The 23,399-nt window shown below is 69.9% G+C and carries 18 protein-coding genes; 15 read left to right on the top strand and 3 right to left on the bottom strand.

The features are described 5' to 3' along the window. The first annotated feature begins 22 nt into the window (after positions 1-22). The 13 genes from A3IC_RS0136755 (at position 23) to A3IC_RS73165 (ending at position 18,523) form a co-directional block, all read left to right on the top strand. A complete protein-coding gene (locus tag A3IC_RS0136755) occupies positions 23-409 on the top strand; it encodes a hypothetical protein (protein ID WP_158696233.1) in 387 nt (128 codons plus the stop codon). Then, on the top strand, positions 406-1,149 hold the full coding sequence (locus A3IC_RS0136760) for a hypothetical protein (RefSeq protein WP_020555083.1): 744 nt from the start codon (positions 406-408) through the stop codon (positions 1,147-1,149). Before A3IC_RS0136755 ends, A3IC_RS0136760 begins: the two co-directional genes overlap by 4 nt. After that, positions 1,139-3,667 (top strand): ICP22 family protein, encoded by a 2,529-nt coding sequence (locus A3IC_RS0136765; RefSeq protein ID WP_020555084.1) that lies wholly within the window; start codon positions 1,139-1,141, stop codon positions 3,665-3,667. Before A3IC_RS0136760 ends, A3IC_RS0136765 begins: the two co-directional genes overlap by 11 nt. A gap of 4 nt (positions 3,668-3,671) precedes the next feature. Beyond that, positions 3,672-5,153, top strand: a complete 1,482-nt coding sequence (locus tag A3IC_RS0136770) for an SCO6880 family protein (RefSeq protein ID WP_020555085.1) — start codon at positions 3,672-3,674, stop codon at positions 5,151-5,153. Further along, positions 5,154-6,758: a hypothetical protein gene (locus tag A3IC_RS0136775; RefSeq protein ID WP_020555086.1), complete on the top strand. Its 1,605-nt coding sequence runs from the start codon at positions 5,154-5,156 to the stop codon at positions 6,756-6,758. Beyond that, positions 6,755-8,581, top strand: a complete 1,827-nt coding sequence (locus A3IC_RS0136780) for a type IV secretory system conjugative DNA transfer family protein (RefSeq protein ID WP_020555087.1) — start codon at positions 6,755-6,757, stop codon at positions 8,579-8,581. Before A3IC_RS0136775 ends, A3IC_RS0136780 begins: the two co-directional genes overlap by 4 nt. Then, positions 8,578-9,228 carry a hypothetical protein gene (locus tag A3IC_RS63120; protein WP_020555088.1) on the top strand — a complete coding sequence of 217 codons (651 nt, stop codon included), beginning with the start codon at positions 8,578-8,580 and terminating at the stop codon, positions 9,226-9,228. Before A3IC_RS0136780 ends, A3IC_RS63120 begins: the two co-directional genes overlap by 4 nt. Continuing rightward, the gene (locus tag A3IC_RS0136790; RefSeq protein ID WP_026219160.1) at positions 9,225-9,878 is read left to right on the top strand and encodes a hypothetical protein; all 654 of its coding nucleotides are present in this window, start codon (positions 9,225-9,227) and stop codon (positions 9,876-9,878) included. Before A3IC_RS63120 ends, A3IC_RS0136790 begins: the two co-directional genes overlap by 4 nt. Positions 9,879-9,993: 115 nt before the next feature. Next, positions 9,994-11,415: a peptidoglycan DD-metalloendopeptidase family protein gene (locus tag A3IC_RS63125; protein ID WP_020555089.1), complete on the top strand. Its 1,422-nt coding sequence runs from the start codon at positions 9,994-9,996 to the stop codon at positions 11,413-11,415. A gap of 885 nt (positions 11,416-12,300) precedes the next feature. Further along, complete coding sequence (locus A3IC_RS58620; RefSeq protein ID WP_245599773.1) at positions 12,301-13,473, top strand: IS110 family RNA-guided transposase; 1,173 nt, start codon at positions 12,301-12,303, stop codon at positions 13,471-13,473. Positions 13,474-14,105: 632 nt separating this feature from the next. Beyond that, positions 14,106-14,618, top strand: a complete 513-nt coding sequence (locus tag A3IC_RS58625; RefSeq protein ID WP_020555091.1) for a hypothetical protein — start codon at positions 14,106-14,108, stop codon at positions 14,616-14,618. Between the two features lie 585 nt (positions 14,619-15,203). Then, positions 15,204-18,188, top strand: coding sequence for a Tn3 family transposase (locus A3IC_RS0136825; RefSeq protein WP_020555094.1), 2,985 nt, complete (start codon positions 15,204-15,206; stop codon positions 18,186-18,188). After that, a complete protein-coding gene (locus A3IC_RS73165) occupies positions 18,185-18,523 on the top strand; it encodes a hypothetical protein (protein ID WP_020555095.1) in 339 nt (112 codons plus the stop codon). The genes A3IC_RS0136825 and A3IC_RS73165 overlap by 4 nt, the downstream gene beginning before the upstream one ends. Positions 18,524-18,684: 161 nt before the next feature. On the opposite strand, the gene A3IC_RS0136840 is transcribed toward A3IC_RS73165, so the two are convergent. Then, a complete protein-coding gene (locus tag A3IC_RS0136840; RefSeq protein ID WP_026219162.1) occupies positions 18,685-19,473 on the bottom strand; it encodes a class I SAM-dependent methyltransferase in 789 nt (262 codons plus the stop codon). Between the two features lie 330 nt (positions 19,474-19,803). Between A3IC_RS0136840 and A3IC_RS0136845 the strand changes: the two genes are divergently transcribed. Continuing rightward, positions 19,804-20,676 (top strand): recombinase family protein, encoded by an 873-nt coding sequence (locus A3IC_RS0136845; RefSeq protein WP_020555098.1) that lies wholly within the window; start codon positions 19,804-19,806, stop codon positions 20,674-20,676. Between the two features lie 18 nt (positions 20,677-20,694). Here the strand turns inward: A3IC_RS0136845 and A3IC_RS71675 are convergent, their stop codons facing one another. Continuing rightward, on the bottom strand, positions 20,695-20,832 hold the full coding sequence (locus A3IC_RS71675; RefSeq protein WP_020555099.1) for a hypothetical protein: 138 nt from the start codon (positions 20,830-20,832) through the stop codon (positions 20,695-20,697). A gap of 380 nt (positions 20,833-21,212) precedes the next feature. Between A3IC_RS71675 and A3IC_RS0136855 the strand changes: the two genes are divergently transcribed. Further along, positions 21,213-22,202, top strand: a complete 990-nt coding sequence (locus A3IC_RS0136855) for a tyrosine-type recombinase/integrase (RefSeq protein ID WP_040877755.1) — start codon at positions 21,213-21,215, stop codon at positions 22,200-22,202. Between the two features lie 20 nt (positions 22,203-22,222). On the opposite strand, the gene A3IC_RS0136860 is transcribed toward A3IC_RS0136855, so the two are convergent. Beyond that, positions 22,223-23,299 (bottom strand): hypothetical protein, encoded by a 1,077-nt coding sequence (locus tag A3IC_RS0136860; protein ID WP_020555101.1) that lies wholly within the window; start codon positions 23,297-23,299, stop codon positions 22,223-22,225. Between the last annotated feature and the right edge of the window lie 100 nt (positions 23,300-23,399).

Genomic DNA, 23,399 nt, shown 5'->3' on the forward strand with positions numbered 1-23,399 from the left:
CCACGACTTCGAAGGACATGACATGAGTTCTCTTGCGCACGCCTTGGTCCGGGCCCACGCCCGGGTGATGTTCCCGGCCGAGACTCCGGTGTCCAGTCCGCCCCCCGGTGGCGGCACGGGTACCGGTTCGACATTCGACTACACCAGGTTCAAGCCCGACAAGGGCGCCGTTCCGCAGGGTGGGGTACTGGACACCATTGCCAACGGCATGTTGTGGATCGGCTTCTCGATGGCCATCGCGGCTCTGGCGGGCGGCGCGGTCATGTGGATGGTCGGGCCGATATTCGGGAGCCACCACGTGTCCGCGCAGGGCAAGACGTTCATGTGGAAGGCGCTGGGCGGTGTCGCCATCCTGGGGGCCTCCGGGGCGATCCTCAAGTTCGTCATCGACACGGTGATCGCGGGATGAGCGCGCGTCGGTTGGGTGTGGGCTACACGTCCGCGCACGCGGGACGGCCGCGCGCCTTGGTGGTGTTGTTGGTCCTGGCGCTCGTCGCGGGTGTCGCGGGCGGGGCCTGGTACTGGGGGCGCAGTTCGGTGCCCGCGACCGCCGCGTCGGACGCCGACGCGCAGTCGGGTGCGGGCGGCGTCGGCGGCGGGGCCGCGAGCGGTCCCGCCGGTACGCCGTGGATGCCGGTGCGTACGAGTCAGGCGCCGTCGTACCCGAATACGACCGAGGGCGCGGGCCAGGCGCTGGCCGCCTACCTGCGCAACGTCTTCGCGTTGAGCACGGGTCCGCGCGCGGCGGGGGTGGAGTACGCGCGTCGGATCGTCCTGGCGGGTGCCCCGCAGGAGCAGATCGACCGGCTCGCGGGGTCGACGTTCTCCGCCGATCGCCCGGGCGCGGTCAATCAGTTCGTGCCGATGCGGGTGATCACCCAGTCCGAGCCGGACGGGCAGGTCAGGGCGTTGGTGTGGGCGATCGACCTGATCGGGATGAAGACCGACGGCCGCACGCCGGAGGCGACGCCGATGTTGTCGTGGGTGACGATGGGCGCGCGCCTTCGGTGGGTGGACGACGGGTGGCGGATCGTCGTCTTGAACGAGCCGCAGCCCGGACCGATACCGGCGACGTTGGGACAGCCGGACACCGCGGATCGGTTCACGGTGGTGCTGGCCGCGCCGGGGGCGGCGGCCGATGGCCCGTGACGGCGTGTGGCGGCGCGCGGGTCTGCTCGTGGTCTTCGCTCTGGTGGCTTGCCTGCTGGGGGTGGGGAGTTCATCCGCCGACGATGTGCCGCCGAAGCCCACCCCCCCTGAGCACCCCAACCTGGCATCCGCGTGGCCGGACGTGGGCTGGTTGATGACCCAGCCCATCGACTGCCGCTCGATGGCGGTCAAGAAGACGCAGCAGCAGTGCGAGAAGTACGGCTTGAAGACGCTGGGGACCAGGTTCATCGGCCTGGATGGCAGGATCCACTGTGAAGTGCTCAACCCGAAGACCGGCAAGCCGTTCTTCGACAAATGTGATGCGGAAAAGATTCGCAAGGAGATTACCGGAGGCCGCACCAGCGACCCGCCGCCGCCGGCCCCGCCCAAGCCCCCGCCGGATCCCAACGCTCCGGTGTCGGCATCCCAACTCACGCTCGCCTGGCCGGACGTGTCGTGGATCAAGGCGAACACCATCGATTGCGCGGGCTCCGCCCCCGAGGTCTACAACCTGTGCCGTACGTACGGTCTGCTCACGCCCACAGGCTTCCTGGGCTGGGACGGCAAGGTCCACTGCGACAAGCTCCCCGAGGGCCACGCGTTGGTGGGCAACTGCGATCCTGCGGCGATCAGGGCGCAGGTCACCGGTGGGCGCACGACCGACATCAACGTGGTGCCGCCGAGCACGCAGCCCTGGCTCCGCAAGGTCTTCGAGGGTCTGAGCAAGGCGTGGCCCACGGTCACCTGGATCAAGGACGACGCCGTGATGGAGTGCGGCGAGCGGATGCCGGTGCCGACGCCGGACTGGATGACCTGCACCTACTTCGGGACGTTCCCCGGGCTTTTGGGTGTCGATGGTCAGATTCACTGCGACATGATCCCCAAGGGCGATGCCATGTCGCGGACATGCGATCCGGTCAAGGTCAGAGAATCGCTGCTCGACAAGAGCGGCAAGACGCTCGATATCAGTTTCGGGAACGTCATCCCGGATGTTCCGGGCGCTGTCAAGTCGATCGTCTCGGCCGCCGGGAAGGTCTTGAAACTCCCCGGGAAATTCGCGGGATGGCTGGCCAACAAGGGCCTCGAGCAGCTCGTCAAGGCGGCCGCGGAGAGCGCCACGACGCTGTTCGCGAAGGCGGCCGAGTTCATCTTCGACAAGACCGCCCCGGATTTGCACGGCACCGCTTTCACCTCGGTGTACGACTCGGTGGCCACGGTGATGCTGGCGTTGGTGTTCATCTTCTTCGTCGCGGCGGTGCTCCTGAACATCGTCTCCGACAAGTTCGGGCATGTGCCCGCGTCGGTGGGCGGCCTGATCCGGGCGGTGCTGGGGATCTGCCTCGCGGCCAACGTCGCCGACCTCATGGTCAAGCTCTCCGATCAGTGCACGACGAAGCTCCTGGAGTCCAACGAGAACAAGCCCCAGTGGAGTGCGCAGGCGTTCGCCGACCAGTTGGGCGAAGTGATGGGCGACGGCGGCATGGTCATCGTGGTGCTGCTGGCCTCCATCTTCGCGATCATCGGACTGATCGCCCTGATGGTGATCATGTTCGTCCGGGGCATCGAGCTGTACGCGGCGGCCCTGTTCGGGGCCATCGCGATGGTGGGTCAGGCGCATCCCCACACCCGTACCTGGGCGCGCAAGTGGTTCTGGAACTTCACGGCGTTGGCCTGGAGCAAGTTCGTGATCGCGGCGCTGTGGCTGCTGGCGGGGAGCCTGATCGGCGAGGGCGACTCGTTGGTGGCGGTCCTCAGCGGCCTCGGGATGATCTGGATGATGGTCTACGCGCCATTCGCGTTGATGAAGATGTTCTCCTTCATCGACGCGCAGGCCACCGGCATCGGCAACGACCTCGGCGCCAAGATGATGAAGAACGCCAAGGACGCCGCGATGCCCGGCAGCGGGTCCGAGGACGATCCCGCCCCGGCCGCCCCCGGCCGGGATTCCCCGGGCGGTTCGCCCGCGTCGCAGATGGACGCCAACCTCGCGGACGTGGAGTCGGGCATGGCCGCCGAGACCGGCGACGACGACACGGACATGGACGCGGACGACGAGGGTTCGACGCCGGGCGGCGGGCCCGCCGAGAACGCCGCCGACGGGGCGGACGACCCCACGCCCGAGGCGGAGGAGGACGGCCCCCACGACGGCGGTGCGCCGGGCGTTCCCGAGGACGGTGGCGATCCCGGTGCCCTGAACCCGGGCGGCGCCCTGGCGGCCGAGACCGCGGGTTCGCCCACCGGCGGCCCGGGCCCGGGCTCGCCCGGTTCCCCCTCGGGCGACGAGCAGATCGCCGCCGAGGTCGCGCTGGCCGGAGCAGGTGCCGGGGCCGGGTCGGCCGGCTCACGGGGTCCGGGTGCTTCGTCCGGCGCGGCCTTCTCCGGTGGATCCGCTCCCACCTCCATGGTGGGCCCGCCGTCCACGTCCGCCTCGTCGGACTCGTCCGGTGCGGACGGCCCCATGGAGACGGTGCCGGGTGTCGGTCACAACAGTCACAGCGGCGAACAGGCGTGGGGGTAGTGCGATGAGGTTCAAGTTCTCGCCGTTGGAGTCGCGTGGTGTCCTGATGGGATTCACGCTCGGGCGGCTCGGCGCGCTGGTCGCGGCGCTACTGTGCGGGGTCGCGGTACTCAGAGCCGATAACTGGCCTTTGAGAATCATCTGGATCGTCGTCATGGCACTGTTCCTGACGATCGCCCTGGCCCGTTGGAGCGGCCGTGCGTTGACCGCCTGGGTACCGGTGATCTGGGCCTACCTGGCCCAGCGCGGCATGCGCCAGAACGTCTACCGGGGCGGGCCGTTCGCGCGCAACGCCGTGCAGGAGCACATGGAGTTGCCCGGTGCGTTGGCCGGGTGCGTATGGCTGCCGGCCCGCGCACCCGACGGGCAACGCGAGGTCGGGTTGATCCACGACCGTCACGCCCGCCACGTGGTGGCGGTGCTGCGTTGCCAGGGGACCAACACCATCCTGGAGGACTCCTCGTTGCAGGAGCGCCGGGTGGTGGACTGGGGCTCGGTGATGCGCTCGTTCGGCGACGACGAGTCGTTGGCGTCGTGGTCGGTGATGGAACGCACCGTCCCGGACGGCGCCAACCGGGCGCAACGCTTCATCCGGACCCGGATGGTGCGCCCCGACACACTCGCCGCGACGTCGCTCAAGCAACTCGTCGCGGCCTCGGCCCCCTCGACGCTGCGGCACGAGGTGTACCTGGCCGTGCGGTTCGACCTGGCGCGGTTGTCCGCGCAGGTCAAGGAGGCCGGCGGGACCGACGCGGCGATCGCGGCGGTGGTCGTCGACGCCCTCGGCGCGCTCGAACAGGGCGTGCTGGACGCCGGGGTGGCCACCGAGGGCTGGCTGTCCCCGCGCGGCTTGGCCGCCGTGCTGCGCACCCAGTTCGACCCCGCGGACCTGACCACGCTGGAGGCGCGCGGCGTCGACGGCGAGGGCGCCGCCGAGGGGGTGGACCCGCGACTGGCCGGACCGGCCGCGACCGAGTCGCACTGGGCGTACTACCGGCACGACTCGGGCTGGTCCCAGACGGTGTGGGTGCACCAGCTGCCGGTGCGCGAGGTGGGCCGGAACTGGCTGACGCCGGTGCTGAACCAGACCTCCTGCCGGCGGTCGGTGACGCTGGTCGCGCAGCCCCTGTCGACGGCCAAGGCCGAGGCGATGTCGCGGCGGCAGATGGTCGCGCACGAGGGCGACCGGCGTACCCGGCAGAAGCTCAAGTTGGTCGAGGGCGCCCGACAGCGTCAGGAGGCGCGGGCCGCCTCGCGCGAGGACGAGGAGGTCGCCGCCGGGTTCACCCGGGTCCGGTACTCGATGTTCGTCACGGTCACCGCAGTCGACATCGCCGCGCTGGAGAAGGAGATGCGGGTCGTGCGACGCAAGTTGTCCCAGTCGGGCTGCGAGTCGGTCGTGCTGTACGGCGAACAGGACCAGGCGTTCCTGGCGGGCGCGTTGCCGCTGGCGTACGGACTGGCCCCGATGCGAGGGGTGATCTGAGTGGCACGTCGTGACAAGGGCCTGGTCCGCGAGGGCAACCGGGGCGAGGAACTGCGCCGCCTGGCCGAGACCCGGGACGAGGAACGCGCGCGCAAACGGCTGGAACGGCGACGCGCGCGGGCCGAGTCGGCCTGGGAAAAGCTGACCGGGCCGCCGCCGGCCGACGGCCGGGGCACGTTCGGCCGGGCGGCCGGCCGGGTGGCCCGCAGGATGCGCGTGCAGCCGCACACCACCACCACCGCGCACCTGCGGTCGTGGTTCCCGTTCACCAACGACGCCGGCCTGGCGGTGGACGGGCCGCTGATCGGGTTCGACGTGTTCTCCCGGACCGCGTTCACCTTCTCCGTGCACGAGCTGTACCGGGCCGGGCTGTTGACCGCCCCGAACGTGGTGGTCATCGGCGAGATCGGGTCCGGCAAGTCGTCGCTGCTGAAGTGCCTGGTGTTCCGCAACGTGCCGTTCGGGGTGAAGTTCTCGATCAGCGCCGACATCAAGGGCGAGTACGGGCCGCTGGCCGCGGCCACCGGGGTGACGCCGCTGCGGGTGGGCCCGGGGCTGTCCGCCCGGATGAACCCGCTCCAGGGGGTGCGCCGGGCGCCCGGCCAGACCGAGGAGGCGTGGCTGGCCCACCAGCGCACCCGCCGACTGCTCCTGGTCGAGGGCCTGCTGGAGATCGAGAAGGGCCAACGCCTCACCGACGCCGAACGCACCGCCGTCACCTTCGGGATGGACGCCCTCACCCGCGAACACGACGGCACCAGCGCCGGACGGCGCGCCGACCCCACCCTGGGACAGTTGCTGGAGGGCATGAGCGATCCGCATCGCTGGCGCACCGACGCGTCCCGGATCAGCGTCGACCCGCAACGGCTGCTGGAGAACGCCTCCAACGCGCGGATGGCGCTGTACCGGATCGTGCACGGGCCCCTGTCGGGGATCTTCGACGGCGCGTCCACGTCCAACCTGGACTTCACCGCCGACGGCACCGTCCTCGACCTGTCCGCGATGCGCTCCTCGGACGAGATGACCGCGATGGCGATGACCTGCGCCCAATCCTGGCTGGAGGCGGAGTTGTCCCGGCCGGACGGCGAGCAGCGCATCGTCGTCTACGACGAGTTCGCGCTCATCGCACGCTACCTGCCGCTGGTGCGCCGGCTGCGCGAACAGTTCAAGATCGCCCGCGCGTACGGCATGTCGAACGTGATCGGGTTCCACCGCTTCTCCGACCTGGCGGCCGTCGGCGACGGCGACAGCGAGATCGTGCGGATGGCGCGCGGCCTGATCGAGGACACCGGCGTGCGGATCTCCTACCGGCAGTCCGAGGGCAGCCTGGCCCAGGCACGCGAGTTCCTGGGCACCTCCGACGTGGTCACCGACCTCCTCAAACGCCTCAAGCAGGGCGTCGCGGTGTGGAACATCGGCACCCAATACCACGTGGTCAAGCACCGGTTGAGCCGGATCGAGAAGGAGATGGTCCAGACGGACAGCCGGATGAACCACGTCGGCGAGACCCCGGACGGCCCCGAAACGTCACCGCCTTCCCCCGCGCCGGCGCCGACCGCCATGGGCACCGACGCCGTCTCGACGGCCTCGGGGGTGGGCGTGTGAACCGCGACAGCGGTCGAACCCGCGACAAGGGCAAGATCACCGCCGGTGAACCCGAGGAGATCCGCGCCCGCGTACTGCTGGGCCTGTGCACGCTCACGCTCTTCGCGCTGGTGGTCTGGACGGTGTGGCTGGCCGGACAACTCGCCGGCGTCCTCACCCACGGGAGTTGGCCGGACGCAGGCCCCGGGGACGCACCCGGGACCGCCGCGCGCTGGATCGCCCACGGCGGCGACCCCGCCCGGGCGTGGCCGGAGCCGGCCCGCGCCGACGTCGGCGGACCGGTGGCGGTGTACGCGGTCCTGACCGTCCTGCTGGGCGCGCTCGTGGGCGCGCTGGGCTGGGGCGTGTGGCGACTACGGGGTCGAACGCGCGGACGGCGCCCGGGATTCGCGACCCCCTCCGACATCGAGGGCCTGCTGTCGGAGGAGGCCGTGCTGGCCAAGGCCGCCGTGGTGCGGCCGTCCCTGGCGGGCCGCAAGGGCGTCGAACCCGGGCAGGTGGCGTACTCGCTGGGCCGCGAGGCCGGCACCCGACGCCGCCTGTGGGGACTGTACGAGTGGTCCGGGCTGCTGGTGGCCGCGGAACGCATGGGCAAGACGATGTTCTACATCGTCGACCGCATCCTGGGCGCCCCCGGCGCGGTGATCACCACCAGCACCCGCCTGGACACCCTGCCGGTCACCTACGCCGCCCGCGCCCGCCTGGGCCCGGTGTACGTCTTCGACCCGCAGCACATCACCTCCGGGATGGACCGCCTGCGCTGGTCCCCGGTGGCCGGCTGCGCGGACCCCCTGGTCGCGATCCAGCGCTCGGCCGGGTTCGTCGCCGGTTCCGGCGTCGGCGGCAAGAACGTCGAGAACGGCGAGTTCTTCGCCGGCATGGCCACCGCCGTGCTCCGCGCCTACCTGCACGCCGCCGACCTGGGCGGATACACCGTACGCACGGTGCTGGAGTGGTCGATGAACCCGGACGACCGCACCCCGGTGGGCATCCTGCGCTCGCACCCGGACGCGGCGCCGATGTGGGCCGACCAACTCGCCGAGCTCCAAGCCGCGGACCCGCGCCTGCGCGGCAGCGTGTGGGCGGTGGTGCAACGCGCCTTCGACGCGTTCGCCGACCCGCGCGTACTGGCCGGCTGCGACGTCGCCTCGAACGAGGCGTTCGACGCGGCCGACTTCCTGAGGCGCAAGGGCACCCTGTACATCCTGGGCTCGCGCAGCTCGCAGATCTCGGTCGCGCCGCTGATCTGCGCGTTCATCGAGGACATCGTGCGCGTCGCCCAGGACCTCGCGCAGCGCTCGGTCGGTTCGCGCCTGGACCCGCCGCTGTCGCTGGTCCTGGACGAGTGCACGAACATCGCGCCGATCCCCTCGCTCCCGAACCTGATGTCCGACGGCGGCGGCAAGGGCATCACCACCATCGCCGCGATGCAGTCGCGCTGGCAGGCCAGAGCCCGCTGGGACGAGGCGGGCGCCGCGGCGATGTGGGAGACCTGCTCGGTCAAGCTGATCCTGGGCGGCCTCTCCGACCCGGCCGACCTGGGCAACCTCGCGGACATGTCCGGCCAGGTGGACGAGTACACCCCCGGGGACAGCTTCAGCGAGGGCCGGATGACGTTCAGCCGCTCGGTCCGCCGGATCCCGGTGCTGGAGAAGTCCGAGATCCGCCAACTCCCGGTCGGCCACGCACTCCTGTTCACCCGCAACCTGCCCCCGATCGAAACCGTGCTCACCCCGTGGTGGGAGCGCGAGGACGCGAAGGAACTGGCGGAGTCGCGGGACGCGCTGTACGCCCGCATGGGCATCGAGGGCGGTGCCGGATGAGCGGGGCGGCGGCGGCCGATCGGGGCGGCGAGGACCGGGGCAACGAGGAGTACCTGGCGGAACTCGAGGAACTGTTGCTGCGGTTGGCGGAGCAACAGCAGAGCGTGGTGGCCCGCCTGCAGGCGCTGGAGGCGGGCGGCGGGCGCGGAGGTACGGATGCGGAGGGGGAGGGGGAGGGGCCGGCCACTGCGGACTACGACTGGCGGGTGCTGGACGCGGACGCGACCCGGGCGGCGTGGGAACGCCTGATCGGGTGGGTGGAGTGGCTGGTCTCGGTGTTCCCGGTGGCCGACGTACTGCCCGGGTGCTGGTTCGAACATCCGGTCCTGGTCTGGGAGTTGGCGGCGCTGCACCTCGCCTTCACGGACGCCTACGAGGTCCCCGACGCGCCGCGCGGCGCCGCGCTGGGATGGATGGAGGCCCTCCAGCGGGCGCACGGGCGCTGGCGGATGTGGGACCAGCACAAGTGCGCGGGCGCGGGGCGGCACAAGCCCGGGTACGCGCAGGCGGTCTGGGCCGCGGGATGGGCCGACAACGCCCGGGCGAGGGCGCTCGCGGACGCGGACGAGCGGCCCGTGTCGACGCGGAAAGCGGTACTGGGGATGGACGCCGAAGAGGGCTTTCGGCCGGGGGCGGTGGGGGCGTGAGGCAGGTGAAGGGGCTGCGCGCCGTGGCGGCGATCGTGCTGGCGGGGGTGTGCCTGACGGTGGGCGGGTGCGCGTTCCCGGGCGGGCCGCCGGACACCGGCTCCGCCGCCCCGCCCACCGGGGCGACGCGGGCGGCCGCTTCCGGGCCGGGACGGCCCCCGGCCCCCGCCGGGACGGGTGTGCCGTCGGCTTCGGTCCCGTTCGAACGCCCACCCGCGCGCACGGTGCCACCCCCGGTCGCGGCACGGTCGGACGTGGACTTCGCGGACCCGGCGGCGGTGGCGGCGGCGTTCGCCGAGGTGTACCTGTCCTACCGCTGGGACCAGGACCAGGCCTGGTGGGGCCGGGAGTTGGCGCGGTTCGCCACCGAGGCCTGGATCCGGGACCTGCCGGCGCCGGGCGCGGCCCGGGAGAGCGCGGGCTGGCGCGTGTTCGTTGCCACGCGCGGCACGGTCACCGCCCGAGTCGATCACGCCGCGGTGGTCCCCGCCGCGCCGGGCGGCCCCGGCGTGGCGTTCGTCCAGGTCAGCGCGTGGCAGCTGACGGCACGCGACGGCGAGGTGGACCGCGCGGACGAGGCACCGATCAGCGTCGAACTACACCGCGCGAACGACGGGGTGTGGCGGGTCGCACGGGCCTGGTCGCTCTGAGTCGTCCCGCTGACCTGTCTTTCTGACCTGTCCGTGCCGAGCGGTCGCGCGGAGCGCGGTCGCGGGTTCACCCATGGGTTCTTCGTCTTCACTTTCATGATTTGGGGGTTCGGAGGTGGTGCGTTTCGTGGTCTCGGTGCTCGCCGGGATGCTGCTCTTCATGGTGCTGGTCCCGGTGTTGCTGCTCGGGGGCGGCGACAGCGGTGGTGTGACGCTCGCGGGTTCGGGGGGCGCGCTGCGCGAGGACGCGAAGATCCCCGCCGAGTACCGGCCGCACATCGAGCAGGCGGCAACCAAGTGCCCGGAACTGAACCCGGCGCTCCTCGCGGCCCAACTCAAGCAGGAGAGCACGTGGGACCCGCGCGCCGTGAGCAACGTCGGCGCGCAGGGCCTGGCCCAATTCATGCCGGACACGTGGACCACCTACGGCGTCGACGGCAACAACGACGGCCGCAAGGACCCGTTCGACCCGATCGACGCCATCTACTCGATGGCCAACTACGACTGCGTGGTCCTCAAGGAGGTCGCCGGCATACCGGGCGACCCGATCGACCTGATGCTGGCCGCCTACAACGCCGGCCCGAACGCGGTCCAGCGCCATCAGGGCATCCCGCCGTACGCCCAGACCCAGGAGTATGTGCGCATCATCAAGGCCACGGCGGCAGAGCTGGCCGCGTCGGCCGAGACCGGCGAGGGCATGACGGCCATCATCGCCTGGGCCCAGCAGCAATTGGGGACGTCGTACTCCTACGGCGGCGACTGCACCGACGCGCACGGCCCGAACATGGCACGGCACTGCGACTGCAGCAGCCTGATGCAGATGGCATACCTGCGCGGAGCCGGGCTCAAGCTGCCCCGGGACACCTACGGCCAGATCGACGCCGGCCCGAAGGTGACCGGACAGCCGCTGCTTCCCGGCGACCTGGTGTTCCCGAACGAAGGCCACGTAGGCATGTACGTGGGCACGATCCCCGGATTCGGCGACGACACGATCATCGAGGCCCCCAAAACCGGCCTCAACGTGCGCTACGCGCACTTCCGGGACTCCGGCTACTGGTCGAAAGGCGTGGTCGTGCGCCCCTCGGTCCTGGCGCGACTGGCCGCTGCCCCCCTCGCGAAAACGGGAGGAGGCGAAGGACAGGGCGGCTGGACGCTACCGCTGGCCTCGTACACGCTGACCGCCCGCTTCGGCCAGTCCGGCGACCGTTGGGCCCACAACCACACCGGCCTGGACTTCGCCGCCGGCGAAGGCACCGACGTCCGCGCGGTGGGCGGCGGCGAGATCGTCGAGGCGGCCTGGGCCGGGGCGTACGGCAACCGCATCGTCCTGCGCCACGGCGACGGAACGCTGACCTGGTACTGCCACCTGTCCTCGTTCGTCCGCCCCCAAGGCAGTGTCGCCACCGGCGAGGTCATCGCCAAGGTCGGCTCGACCGGCAACGTCACCGGCCCCCACCTGCACCTCGAGGTCCGCCCCGGCGGCGGCGCCCCGATCGACCCGTACGCATGGCTGCAAGGCAAGGGCCTGAAACCGTAAACAACGCCCCGACGAGGGAGAATCCGATGACTGGATCCGCGCACGTGGCACGTCGGCGAGGGGAAGCCGCCCGCATCCTGACCATCCTCGAATCCTGGGCCCGAGCCCACTTATCCGACGCCCACGGCCGAGGCGACCGCAGCGCGATCGCCCACTGGACCCGTGAAACGAACATGTACACCCACGCGCTCGGCTCCCTCCCCGACTCCGACGCGGAACGCCTCGAGGAACTCATCACCACCCACGGCCCCTTGGCCCGCGAGGTCGCCCGGGCGTGAACGGCCCGTACACAGGCCGCTTGTCCTCCTGGCCCCGCGGCCCGGACCGCCCGGAGCAAACCCCGTCGGGGGCGGACCGAGGGCTGCCATGCTGGGAACGTCTCCACGCAAGTGGGGTGAGCCGGGGGAACCGGGCCTGTTCCCTGCCGTGTTGCAGAAGTCCCCACGCGAGTGGGGGTGAGCCGCGTTCAGCCGTCCCGGAGTCGTCCGCGAGCGCTACTGTAATCAGTACTTAACAGCTCTGGTTCGTGGACGTTGCTCCCGGCTGGGTTGTGCGAGTGCCGGACCGCCACGCCTGTCGTATAGCTGGCGTCCGATGCCTTGCCGTAGAGCGGCGGGCGGTTCCGGCATGTCGTACGGCGGTCACGTGAGGGCGATTGGCGTTCATATGACCATCGCACGGTCACGCTCGTTGACTTCGTGGTGTGAGCGCACCGCATGGTGATCCCTTGAAGGTGCCGGGCCGTCAAGCCCTGGGGAATAGACAGGGGCCCGTGCGGTGCGCCGGCACCGCGAGAGGTCTTCTGAGATGTCGGCACCCGATGCCTGTGATTAGCGCGATGCGCGGTTCCGCATGTGCTCTCACCAGCACTGACAACGACAACAGGTGGGGGAATTGACGGTGGTCTACTGCGGGATCGACTGGGCCGAGTCGCACCATGACGTCGCCGTGATCAACAATGCGGGCGAGCTGCTGGCCAAGCGCCGCATCACGGACGACGCCGAGGGCTACAGGATCCTCGCGGATCTGCTCGCCGACCACGGCGACGGCCCGGACGACCGGATCCCGGTCTGCATCGAGACCAACCGCGGTCTGCTCGTCGCGCTGCTCAATCAGGGCGGACGCAAGGTCTACGCGATCAATCCCATGGCGGCATCCCGCTACAGGGACCGCCACGGCGTCTCGCGGAAGAAATCCGACCCGGGTGACGCCCTGGTCCTGGCGAACATCCTGCGCACCGACATGCACGTACACCGGCCGATTCCCGCCGACACTCCGCAGGCCAGAGCGGTGGCGGTCCTGGCGCGTGCCCAGCAGGAGGCACAGTGGAACCGGCAGCAGATGTCGAATCAGGTCCGCTCGCTGCTGCGCGAGTACTACCCGGCTGCCCTGTACGCCTTCGCCACCTGGACCAACCCACTGACCAGGCCCGAGGCACGCGAGATCCTGCGCATCGCCCCGACTCCGGCCAGGGGTGCCAAGCTGACCATCGCGCTACTGCGCGTCGCCCTGGTGCGCGCCGGCCGCAGCCGAGGCATCGAGGCCGCCATGGGTGCCCAACTCCTCGGCCTGTTGCGGCAGCTCGACGCCGCCCGCATCGCGGCCGACGAACTCGCCGCCTGGGCCGAGGCGGCGTTCCGCGAACACCCGGATTCGAAGATCATGCTGTCGTTTCCCGGCATCGGCACACAACTCGGAGCGCGCATCCTGGTCGAGATCGGCGACGATCGCTCCCGCTTCTCCGACGCCCGAGCCCTCAACGCTTATGCCGGTTCCGCGCCCATCACCCGGGCATCGGGAAGAAACGCCACGTCGGACGCCGCATGGTCAAGAACGACCGACTCAACCACGCGGGCTCTGTGGTCCTTCGCCCCCTCAACGCATCCGAGGGAGCCAACGGCCCACTACCGGGCCCGCCGAGAACGCGGAGACTGGCACGCAGCTGGCCTCCGGCACTTCTTCAACCGGATGATCGGACAGCTCTTCCACTGCCTTCAGAGAGGCGAAGTGTTCGAAGAACATGAGGCGTTCCCCTCCGCGCTGAGGGATGCGGCTTGACTTCTCAGACCCCTGAGATGTCTACGGCCAGGTGGCGTGTAGCTCTAAGTAATCATCTGACAACAGATATGTGCTTCTGGTCTTCGCTCCGGTTCCGCCTGGCCGCTCTGTGGTGATCCTAGTGGTTGGGCAAAGAGCGCGGGTCCGGCAGGACTGGGAGCCGGAAGACCTGATCGAGGTCTGGACGTTGCTCGAAGACGACATGAAGAAGGGTCCGGAACAAATCCGGGGTGACCCGGTTGGGCTTCGCGCTGTTGCTCAAGTTTTTCGAGGTGGAGGCCCGGTTCCCGAAGTCTGCCAAGGAGATGCTCAGCCAGCCTGGCACGCCTGCCGGATCCGCACCGTGCACGCCGTCAACTCCGTGCCGGGCCGGGGTCAGAACAATGCCTCCGGCGGGCCACCCTGCGGAGGGGAGGGGCCCTGGCCCGTGCCGGGCGGAACCCACCGTTCGGGGTTGGGTGGTGACGGGGGCGCTGGTGGGAGAACTGGCAGGAGTTCGATGGGCTGTCCGCCCCCGAAGAACACAGCGGCAGCCGCCGTGGTGGTCCGGACCGGCCATGCCGGAGGGCACCGCCGACAGGATCGTAATGGCTTCTTGACGACTCGTGAGACGTAATGAAAGCATTACGTCCATGGCAGCGTATGACTTCGACGGGCACCGCTTCGCTTCCGAGGCCACGGTGGACTACCGCGACCCCGACGCCCCCATCGAGGGCCTGGTTGCCACCTGCAGCTGCGGCTGGCGCGGCGGCGAAGGCCCTCAGCACATAGAACGTGGCCGACCCGGTGGCTCCTACCACCTGTACAACCCATACGACGTCGGCGAGGCCGAACAGGCCGCCAAGAACGAGTGGCTGGACGAGCACATCACCGAGTTCGGCCCCCTCGCTCCGGCCGCACTTGCGGACCAGATCCGCAGCATCGGCGAACAGCTCGACACCCTGATCCGGGAAGACCAGCCGATGGCCGCCCTGGCCGCGATCCGCCTGTCCGACGGCTACTTCGCCCGCCAGGCCCGTGACGCGGCCCTTCGGGCCAGCTTCCTGGACAACTCCTGGTCGGAGATCGGCGAGGCGCTCGGCATCTCCAAGCAGGCTGCCTGGGAGCGATACGGCAAAGCCCGCCCACAGAAGACCGCGAGTTGACGCCCTTGCCCGGCAAGGAGGCGTTCCGCCGGATATCTGCACAGCCTGTCCCGAGCGACTCCTACGCTCGATCACCTGGATCACCCGACACGAAGGACGCCAATGGACACCCCAAGCCAGCCCCAGCCACTCACCGTTCTGCAGGCGGTCATGCTCGGCACCGTTGCGGTAATCACCATCGCAGCGTCCTCGGCCGCGCTGTGGGGAAACGCTGAACAGAGCGACCGCGGCTTCCGACTCCTGAACTTGCTGCACAACCGCAGTGAGACCGAGCTCCCGCCCGCAGAGTCGGACCTGTAGGCCGAGTTCTCGTATAGCTGCCGCCACCCGACAAGTATCAGGGAGTTACTGACTGTTACATCTAGCGATGAGGTTGGGTGAGGGCGACGAAGTCGGCGTGAGCTTGCTCGACGGCTTCCGGGTGCGCCTGGCGCTTCTCGTGGTCGGCGAGCGCGCGGTAGAGGCCCCGGTCTCCTATCTCTGGCCCACGGTGCAAAGTGGCCGTCGCTCCCTTGTCCGGGCCCGTTGCTTCATGGTCGGCCACCTCGTTAGGCCGAACGAGTAGTCGGCGGAGGGGGAGCGTTCATGCGTCGGGAGTGGTCCTCCGAGGACGTGGTGGCGTGCTGGACGCCGGTAGGCAGTGACTGGGACCTGGTCGCAAACAAGTCCGGTCCGACCCGACTCGGCTTCGTGCTGATGCTGAAGTTCTTCGAGCTGGAAGGCCGGTTTCCCCAGTTCGTGGAGGAGTTCCCTCAGGCTGCGGTCGACTATGTGGCCGACGTCGTCAAGGTGTCGGCGGAGGACTTGGCGAAGTACGAGCTGTCGTCCCGCTCGGCGAAGGGGCACCGTACGCAGATCCGCGAGGCCCTCGGGTTCCGCCCCGCGACCCGTGCGGACGAGGAACGGCTGACCGCCTGGCTCGCCGATGACGTCTGCCCGGTGGAACTGGTGGAGGACCGGTTGCGCGAGGCCCTGCTCGTGCAGTGCCGCAGTGACCGCATCGAGCCCCCGGGCCGTGTCGAGCGGATCGTGGCCACGGCACGGGCACGGGCGGACCGCGTCTTCTGCGCGCAGACCGTCGCGCGTCTGGGCGAGGTGTGCGCCGACCGCCTCCTGGCGCTGGTCGTGGAGGGCAACGAGGACGGCACGGCGCTGCTGGCCTCGCTGAAGCGGGACCCGGGCGCGGTGGGGCTGGACTCGCTGCTGACGGAGATCGTCAAGCTGACCGCCGTACGGCAACTCGGTCTGCCGGACGGGACGTTCGCGAACTGCTCGGAGAAGCTGGTGACCGCGTGGCGGGCGCGGGCGATCAAGATGTACCCCTCGGACTTCCGGGATGCGGGCGAGGACGTACGGACCACCCTGCTGGCCGCCCTGTGCGCGTCCCGCCAGGCGGAGATCACCGACGCCCTGGTGGAACTGCTCGTCGCCCTGGTCCACAAGATCAACGCCCGTGCCGAGCGGCGGGTCGAGCGACAGCTGACGGCGGAGCTGAAGAAGGTACGGGGCAAGGAGGGCATCCTCTTCAAGCTCGCCGACGCGGCGGTAGGACGGCCCGAGGGGACCGTACGAGCCGTGCTGTACCCGGTGGTCGGGGAGAAGACGCTGCGCGACCTGATCGCCGAGGCGAAGGCGAACGAGAAGGCGTTCAAGGCGAAGGTCCGCACCACACTGCGGTCCTCCTACAGCTCGTACTACCGGCAGATGCTGCCGCCGCTGCTGCGGACACTGGGCTTCAGGTGCAACAACACCGCCTACCGGCCCGTGATGGACGCGCTCGTACTGCTGGAGAAGTACGCCGGCGTCGACGGCAAGACCCGCTTCTACGACGCGTCCGACGCGGTGCCGATCGGCGGTGTCGTACGCAAGGACTGGCGCGAGGCGGTCGTCGACGAAAAGGGCCGGACCGAGCGCATCCCGTACGAGCTGTGCGTGCTGGTGGCGGTGCGGGACGCGATCAGGCGCCGTGAGATCTACGTCGAGGGTGCGGCCCGGTGGTGCGACCCGGAGGACGACTTGCCCGGTGACTTCGAGTCCGCCCGTACCGTGCACTACGCCGCGATCCGCCAGCCCGAGGACCCCGGGGAGTTCGTCGCCGGGCTGAAGCAGCGGATGACGGACTCTCTGGACCGGCTGTCGGCGGCGCTCGCGGACGGCAGTGCGGGCGGGGTGAAGGTCACCACCCGCAAGGGCGAGCCGTGGATCACCGTGCCGAAGCTGGAGCCGCTGGACGAGCCCACCGGCCTGGCGGCCCTGAAGGACGAGGTCGTACAACGGTGGGGCGTGCTCGATCTCCTGGACGTGCTGAAGAACGCCGACTTCCTGACCGGCTTCACCGACGAGTTCTCCTCGGTCGCCGCGTACGAGCGCATCGACCGCGCCACCCTCCAGCGGCGCCTGCTGCTCGCGCTGTTCGCCCTGGGCACGAACATGGGCATCCGGGCGATCGTGGCGACCGGCGAGCACGGCGAGAGCGAGGCCGCGCTGCGGCACGTGCGCCGGCACTTCATCACCGTCGACAACCTGCGCGCCGCAGTGACCAAGATGGTCAACGGCACGTTCGCCGCACGGGACGCCGCATGGTGGGGGCAGGGCACCGCGTGCGCTTCGGACTCGAAGAAGTTCGGGTCCTGGTCCTCGAATTTCATGACCGAGTACCACGCCCGCTACGGCGGCAACGGCGTGATGATCTACTGGCACGTGGAGCGGAAGAACGTCTGCATCTACTCCCAGCTCAAGAGCTGTTCGTCGTCCGAGGTTGCGGCGATGATCGAGGGCCTGCTGCGGCACTGCACGGACGCCGAGATCGAGTCGAACTACGTCGACACCCACGGCGCGAGCGTCGTCGGATTCGCCTTCACCGAGCTGCTCAGCTTCCGCCTGCTGCCCCGGCTGAAGAACATCGGCAGCATCCGCCTGTACCGCCCGGACGACACCCCGCCCGGCTGGCCCGCGCTCGGCGGCTCCCTGACCCGTCCGATCCGCTGGGACCTGATCGAGCAGCAGTACGACCAGACGGTCAAGTACGCCACCGCCCTGCGCCTGGGGACGGCGGAGGCTGAGCAGGTGCTGCGGCGCTTCACCCGCGGCGGCCCCAAGCACCCCACCTACGCCGCGCTCGAAGAACTCGGCCGCGCCGTACGCACCATCTTCGCCTGCGACTACCTGGCCAGCCCCGCCCTGCGCCGTGAGATCCACGGCGGCCTCCAGGTCGTTGAGAACTGGAACTCGGCGAACACCGTGCTCCACTACGGCAAGGACGGTGCCCTGACCGGCCCGGACAGGGAGCACGCCGAGACGTCGATGCTCGCGCTACACCTGCTCCAGTCCAGCCTCGTGCACGTCAACACGCTGCTGCTCCAGCAGGTCCTGGCCGAGCCGAAGTGGGCGAAGAAGCTTTCGGACGAGGACCGACGCGGCCTGACCGCGCTGTTCTGGTCCAACGTCAACCCGTACGGCACCTTCCGTCTGGACATGGACAAGCGGCTCAACCTCGGGGCGGTCGCCGCCGTGCCCCGCCCCCGAACACCGGCGGACACCAGCGCCCGATCGACCACGGGGACACGATGAAGAACACCCAGGACTTCCAGGACCTCACCGACCCTTGGATGAACGAGGCCGCGTGGCGGGCGCTCGACCTGATGCGCGCCTACGCGGCCCGGGACCGCGTCGCGATCGTCGAACACCTGGCGCACCTGGAGGCGGACCAGCTGGAGTTCACCGCGGGCGTGCTCCGCAACACCTACAACGACACCCTCCAGGTCCTGGGGGAGACCGGCCGCCCGCACAACCCGGCCACCGTGGTCCGCCAGGCGGTGCGGACGGTGTCGGTCTTGTCGGCTGGGACGGCTGGGCGGTGCCCGCCCTTCTTGTCCTTGGCCTCGGCGGCCCGGAGCCCGTCGTAGGTCAGCTCTCGTCGGAAGTCGCGTTGGACTTCCTCGGCCGCTACGCCTTCACCCGCACGCCGGCGGCCGGGCTGCGCCCGCTGCGTGACCCGAGCACCGACGAGAAAGCGGCCGACGACGAGAACAGCTGACCGCTTCCAGCGGTCAGGTCGTTCTGGTTGCTACTCGGCCTGCAGGACGAAGAACAGGAAGCACAGGAAGCGCGGCTCGGCCGCGATGGCCTCGGGGAACATCTCGCGGGCGGCGGGATCAGGATCCGGCTCGCTGATGACCGTTATCCGGAAACCGGCCCCGATGAAAGCCTCGATCATCGCGTGCAGCGGCCTGCTCCATCTGCTCACCAGGGCGGTCTGGCCGCCTATGGTCCACTCTACGGTCCATTTGGTGGTGTCGAAGTAGTTGCACTCGGCCTCGCGACCGGCCTCGCGGTGTATGAGGTTGATGGCAAAGGGATGGTCGACAGACGCGATCAGCCGACCGCCGGGCCTGAGTATGCGTCGCAGCTCGGCCAGCGCCGGCCCCCAGTCCTCCAGGTAGTGCAGCACCAGGGACGCCGCTACATCGTCGAACGTGTCATCAGCGTAAGGAAGCGGGCTGCCCAGGTCCGCCACCTGCAGGTCCGCACCGTCGCCGAGGCGCTGCCGAGCCAGCTCCAGCATCCCGGCACTCGCGTCGAAGCCACTCACAATGGCGCCACGGTCGCGCAGCGCGGCAAACAGGGACCCCGAGCCGCAGCCGGCGTCGAGGATCCGCCGGCCGGCCACGTCTCCAGCGAGGGCCAGCATCGCGGGCCGCTCGTAGTAGGCATTGACCAGGTTGGTTTCGTTTGCGGCCGCGTACGCCTCGGCGAAGCTGTTGTAGTCGTTGGTCTTCGACGGATCCACACTCACTGCGGACGGCGAGACCAGCCTGCTGGAAATCGCGTGCTCTTGGCGCTCGCTTGAGATCATGGCGCGGGAGACGTGCGCCGCAGCAGTTCGGTTCCTGGCTGCGGCCAACTGCTGCGCTGCGTCGTCGCACGGATCGATCTCGTCTACCCCGGAGTCCTCTCCCTGCCGGGCCACGCCGGTGCGGCGGGCCCTCCCGGATACAGCAAGCGCCCCCGGCGCTGGTGCCGGAGAGCCGAAGCGCGAGCGCAAGGCTCCCCGGGCCGGGTTTGTTTCATAGGCGACCGCTCGTGAAACACCCCGACGCCCGGAGGTCCACCTGCGGCGATCATGTTTCATGAGCTGTTGCAAACGACTGGATGTCTGAAACGCCCCCATGAAACGGTCTGAGGCGTGAACGACGACTTCAAGCTCGTGGAATCGCACGCCTGCCCGATGTCCACCTGCGCCGCCCCCGCGGGCTCCCCGTGCCGGACCGGCAAGGCCAAGGTGGCCATCCAGTACCACACCGCCCGCTTCCGCCTTGTGCCTCAACTCGCCAGGGCCCTCAGCATCCCGACCCCTGCCGTACGCAAGCCGGGCTCGGTCTGGACCGAGCTCCCCCGGCCCGCGAGCGCCGGCGCCGAGACGGTCGGACACGCCCGACTCGGGTACGCCCGCGCCTCGACCGCCCGACAGTCCCTGGACGCACAGCTCGACTCCCTCGCCGAAGCCGGGGTCACCCGGATCTTCTCGGAGAAGATCTCCACCCGTGCCACCAGACGCCCCGAGCTGGAGGCCGCGGTCAGGCTCGCCGGGGAGATCCGCTCCTCCGGCGTCGCCGTCACCCTCGTCGTCCACGAGCACAAACGGCTCGGCCGCGGCATCGAACTCGCCATGCTCGCCGAGGAACTGAAGGCGAGCGATGTCGGCCTGGAGTTCCTCGCAGGGGAACTGAAGGGCTCGCACGACCCCTCCGGCATCGTGTTCACCGTGCTGGCCGCCATGTCCGGCATGGAGCGCGAGTACATCCGCGACCGCACCCTCGAAGGCCACGAGTCCGCCCGCAACCGCGGCAAGACCATCGGTGGCGCTGGCGTCACCGACCCCGACATGCTCTCCATGGCCCTCCACCTGCGCGACGAGAAGGAGATGAGCCTGCGCGACATCGCCAAGCGGCTCGTCATCACCACGGGCACGAAGAAGGGACAGCACCCCTCACCAGCCACCGTCATGCGGATGCTGCGCGAACACGACGAACAGGCGGCAGCACTGGCGAGCGCCTGACCGCTGCGACCCCTGCCGCTACTTTGCACCGTGGGTCAGAGATAGGAGACCGGGGCCGTAGATGCTGGCCAGGCCCGGGTTTCGCCCCTTGCGCTTGCCGGTGGGGATGATCAGGTCGAGGCCGGCGGCTCGGCGTCGCAGCACGGTGTGCAGCATGTCGTCGGTGGTGACGGGCGGCCGGCCGCCGTGCTTGCCCTTGCGGGCGGCGGCGTCGAGTCCTTCGAGGGTGGCCTCGCAGCAGCCACGGTCCCGCCCACTCCTGCCGCCGGTGGCGGAGCACGTGGTGGCCGGCGGCGCTGCGCGCGAGCAGGACCGAGTTGTCGCGGACGTAGGTGTCGGGGGTTGAGCAACATCGGAACGAAAACCGGCGCTAAGCCTTCGTCTGGCCTGGTGGACGGCTGACGGAGTGTGCGCAGTGGGAGAGTTCCGAGATTGAGGCACAGATAATCCCCTATTATCTGTGGCAATTCCCCGCGCGAGCTGAGCAGACCGTTCTCGGGGCCGAGGCGAAGCGACCCCGTTATCTGTGGCAAGGCATGCGAGGGGGCCGGGTGGCGGAACTCGTGGCGCTGCCGGTTGCGGCCGGGCCGACGGTGCGGGCGGCGGCGGACGCGTTCCTCGACGCGCAGCCGAACCCGAACACTGCCCGTGCGTACACCACCGCCGTCGGCAAGGTCGCCGAACATCTCGGTGACGCCCGGCCGCTTGCGTCGGTCGCCGACGACGAGGTCGGCCAGGCCCTCGAACTTCAGTGGGGCGGCGCAGCGGTCAACACGTGGAACGCGCGGCGCGCGGCGGTGCTGTCCTGGCTGGGCTGGTGCCACGTGCGCGGGTACGCAGCGCCGGCGGTGCCTGCGTGGGCCAAGCGCCTCGCACCGCCGGACTCGGTCACGCCGGTGCGCTCCAAGACTGCGGTCGACCGGCTGATCGCGCGGCGCGAGGTCGGGCTGCGGGAGAAGACGCTCTACCAGATGCTGTACGAGACCGCCGCGCGCGCCGAGGAAATCCTCGGGTTGAACATCGAAGACCTGGACCTCGCCCAGCGACGCGCGCCGGTCAAAGCCAAGGGCGCCGCCACGCGCCGACGTGGGTCGGCCGCCCGCGAGGACGCGGTGCGCGAATGGGTGTACTTGGATGCAGGCACCGCGCGGCTCCTGCCGCGCCTGCTCAAGGGGCGAACGCGCGGGCCGGTGTTCACCACCCACCGCAGGCCCGCGCCGGGCAAGGTCGTGGGTCTGCGGGACGTGTGCCCGGACACCGGGATGGCGAGACTGTCGTACGGCCAGGCACGCGCGCTGCTGGACCGGCATACCGCCCTGGCCGGGTCGGGAACCGGGTGGGACCTGCACGAGTTCCGGCACAGCGCGCTCACTCACCTCGGCCGCACGCCAGGCGTGAACCTGTTGCTGCTGATGGCCAAGTCGAGGCATCGCAAGGCCGATGGCCTGCGTCTCTACTTCCACCCCACCGGCGAGGACGTCGCCGCGCTCACCGCGCATCTCGCTCCCGGTGACGCCCGCCGCTGAAGCTGCTCACGTCATCGGGTTCAGGACGCTGGCTCACTCCAGCGGTAGAGCGTCTCGCTCGTGCTGTCGTAGGTCAGCCACGTCCCATCGCCGAGCGGGCGCACATAGCTGCCGTTGGCGCCGGTGGGGTACGTCGGCGTCCCACGTATTTCGAGGGTCCGGCCGTCCAGGAGCCAGTGTCGGACTGCTCGTTCCGAGTCCTCGTCTGCGTCGACCGTCGTGGCGATGACGGTGCCGCCGTCGACGAAGCCGCATCCGTAGTCCCACCACGCCGGGTCCTTGCCATCGGCGGCCTCGGGCGCTCCGGTGGCGAGGACGGTGCCGTCCAGCATGTGAAGTCGCACGTCGGTTCCGTAGTGCTCGACCGTCAGGAAGCCCGCGTGGTCCGGATGGACGTCCGTCAGGATGCGGTCCATTCCGTCGTTCAGATCCCAGCTGGTCAGCTTCTCGCCGTCCCAGCGCGCCCAGTAGAGCAGGATGCCGTCCTGGCCCATACCGATGCACAGGCCGACGTGGATGCCGTCCGGGTGGGACACGTGATGCGAGCCGGCAGCGGCACTGTCGAGCCGCAGTTGGGCCAGCTCCCGTCCGTCCCGGGCATCCAGGACGACCCAACACTCGTGCCAGTCGTCCCAATCTCGGTCATGGACGCCGACCACGACATGCGCCCACACGAGCCGACCGTCGTCGGAGACGCGGCAGGAGCCGTGTTCGAGGCCGCGGCACACCTCCTGCTCGTCCCCCGTGTGGGAGTGACCGAACGCCGGTCCCCAGCAACTGTGCCGGTACTCCCACAGCGTCTCGCCGGCGCTGCTGACAGCCCGCACCGCGCGTTGGCCGGAGAACACCGCGAACGCGGCGTCGGGGCTCACCGAGTCGACACCGCGGTCCCACCCCGGCCACGGAACCGGGAAGACCGCAGTCGGCGCGGTTTCGCCGGTGAAGAGCTCGTCGAGGTCGTAGACCTCCAGCTCGTGCCCGTTCCGGATCAGCGTGCGGCGTGCCCAGCCACTGCGGCTCTCCAACGCGTAGCCGTTGACCAGGGCGTCACCCCCCGGCAGCCGTACCGAGTCGCGAAGTTGTGCAGTTATCGACATGCGCGAAAGCTAGCGAATCCCACTGACGGGTTCGTTGTCGGGCAGATCGGAGCTCCGGTCGGCTCCCACTCGACCCCCGTGTTCAGCACGCCGCAGGCGC

This window comes from Embleya scabrispora DSM 41855 (assembly GCF_000372745.1).
GTDB classification, from domain to species: domain Bacteria; phylum Actinomycetota; class Actinomycetes; order Streptomycetales; family Streptomycetaceae; genus Embleya; species Embleya scabrispora.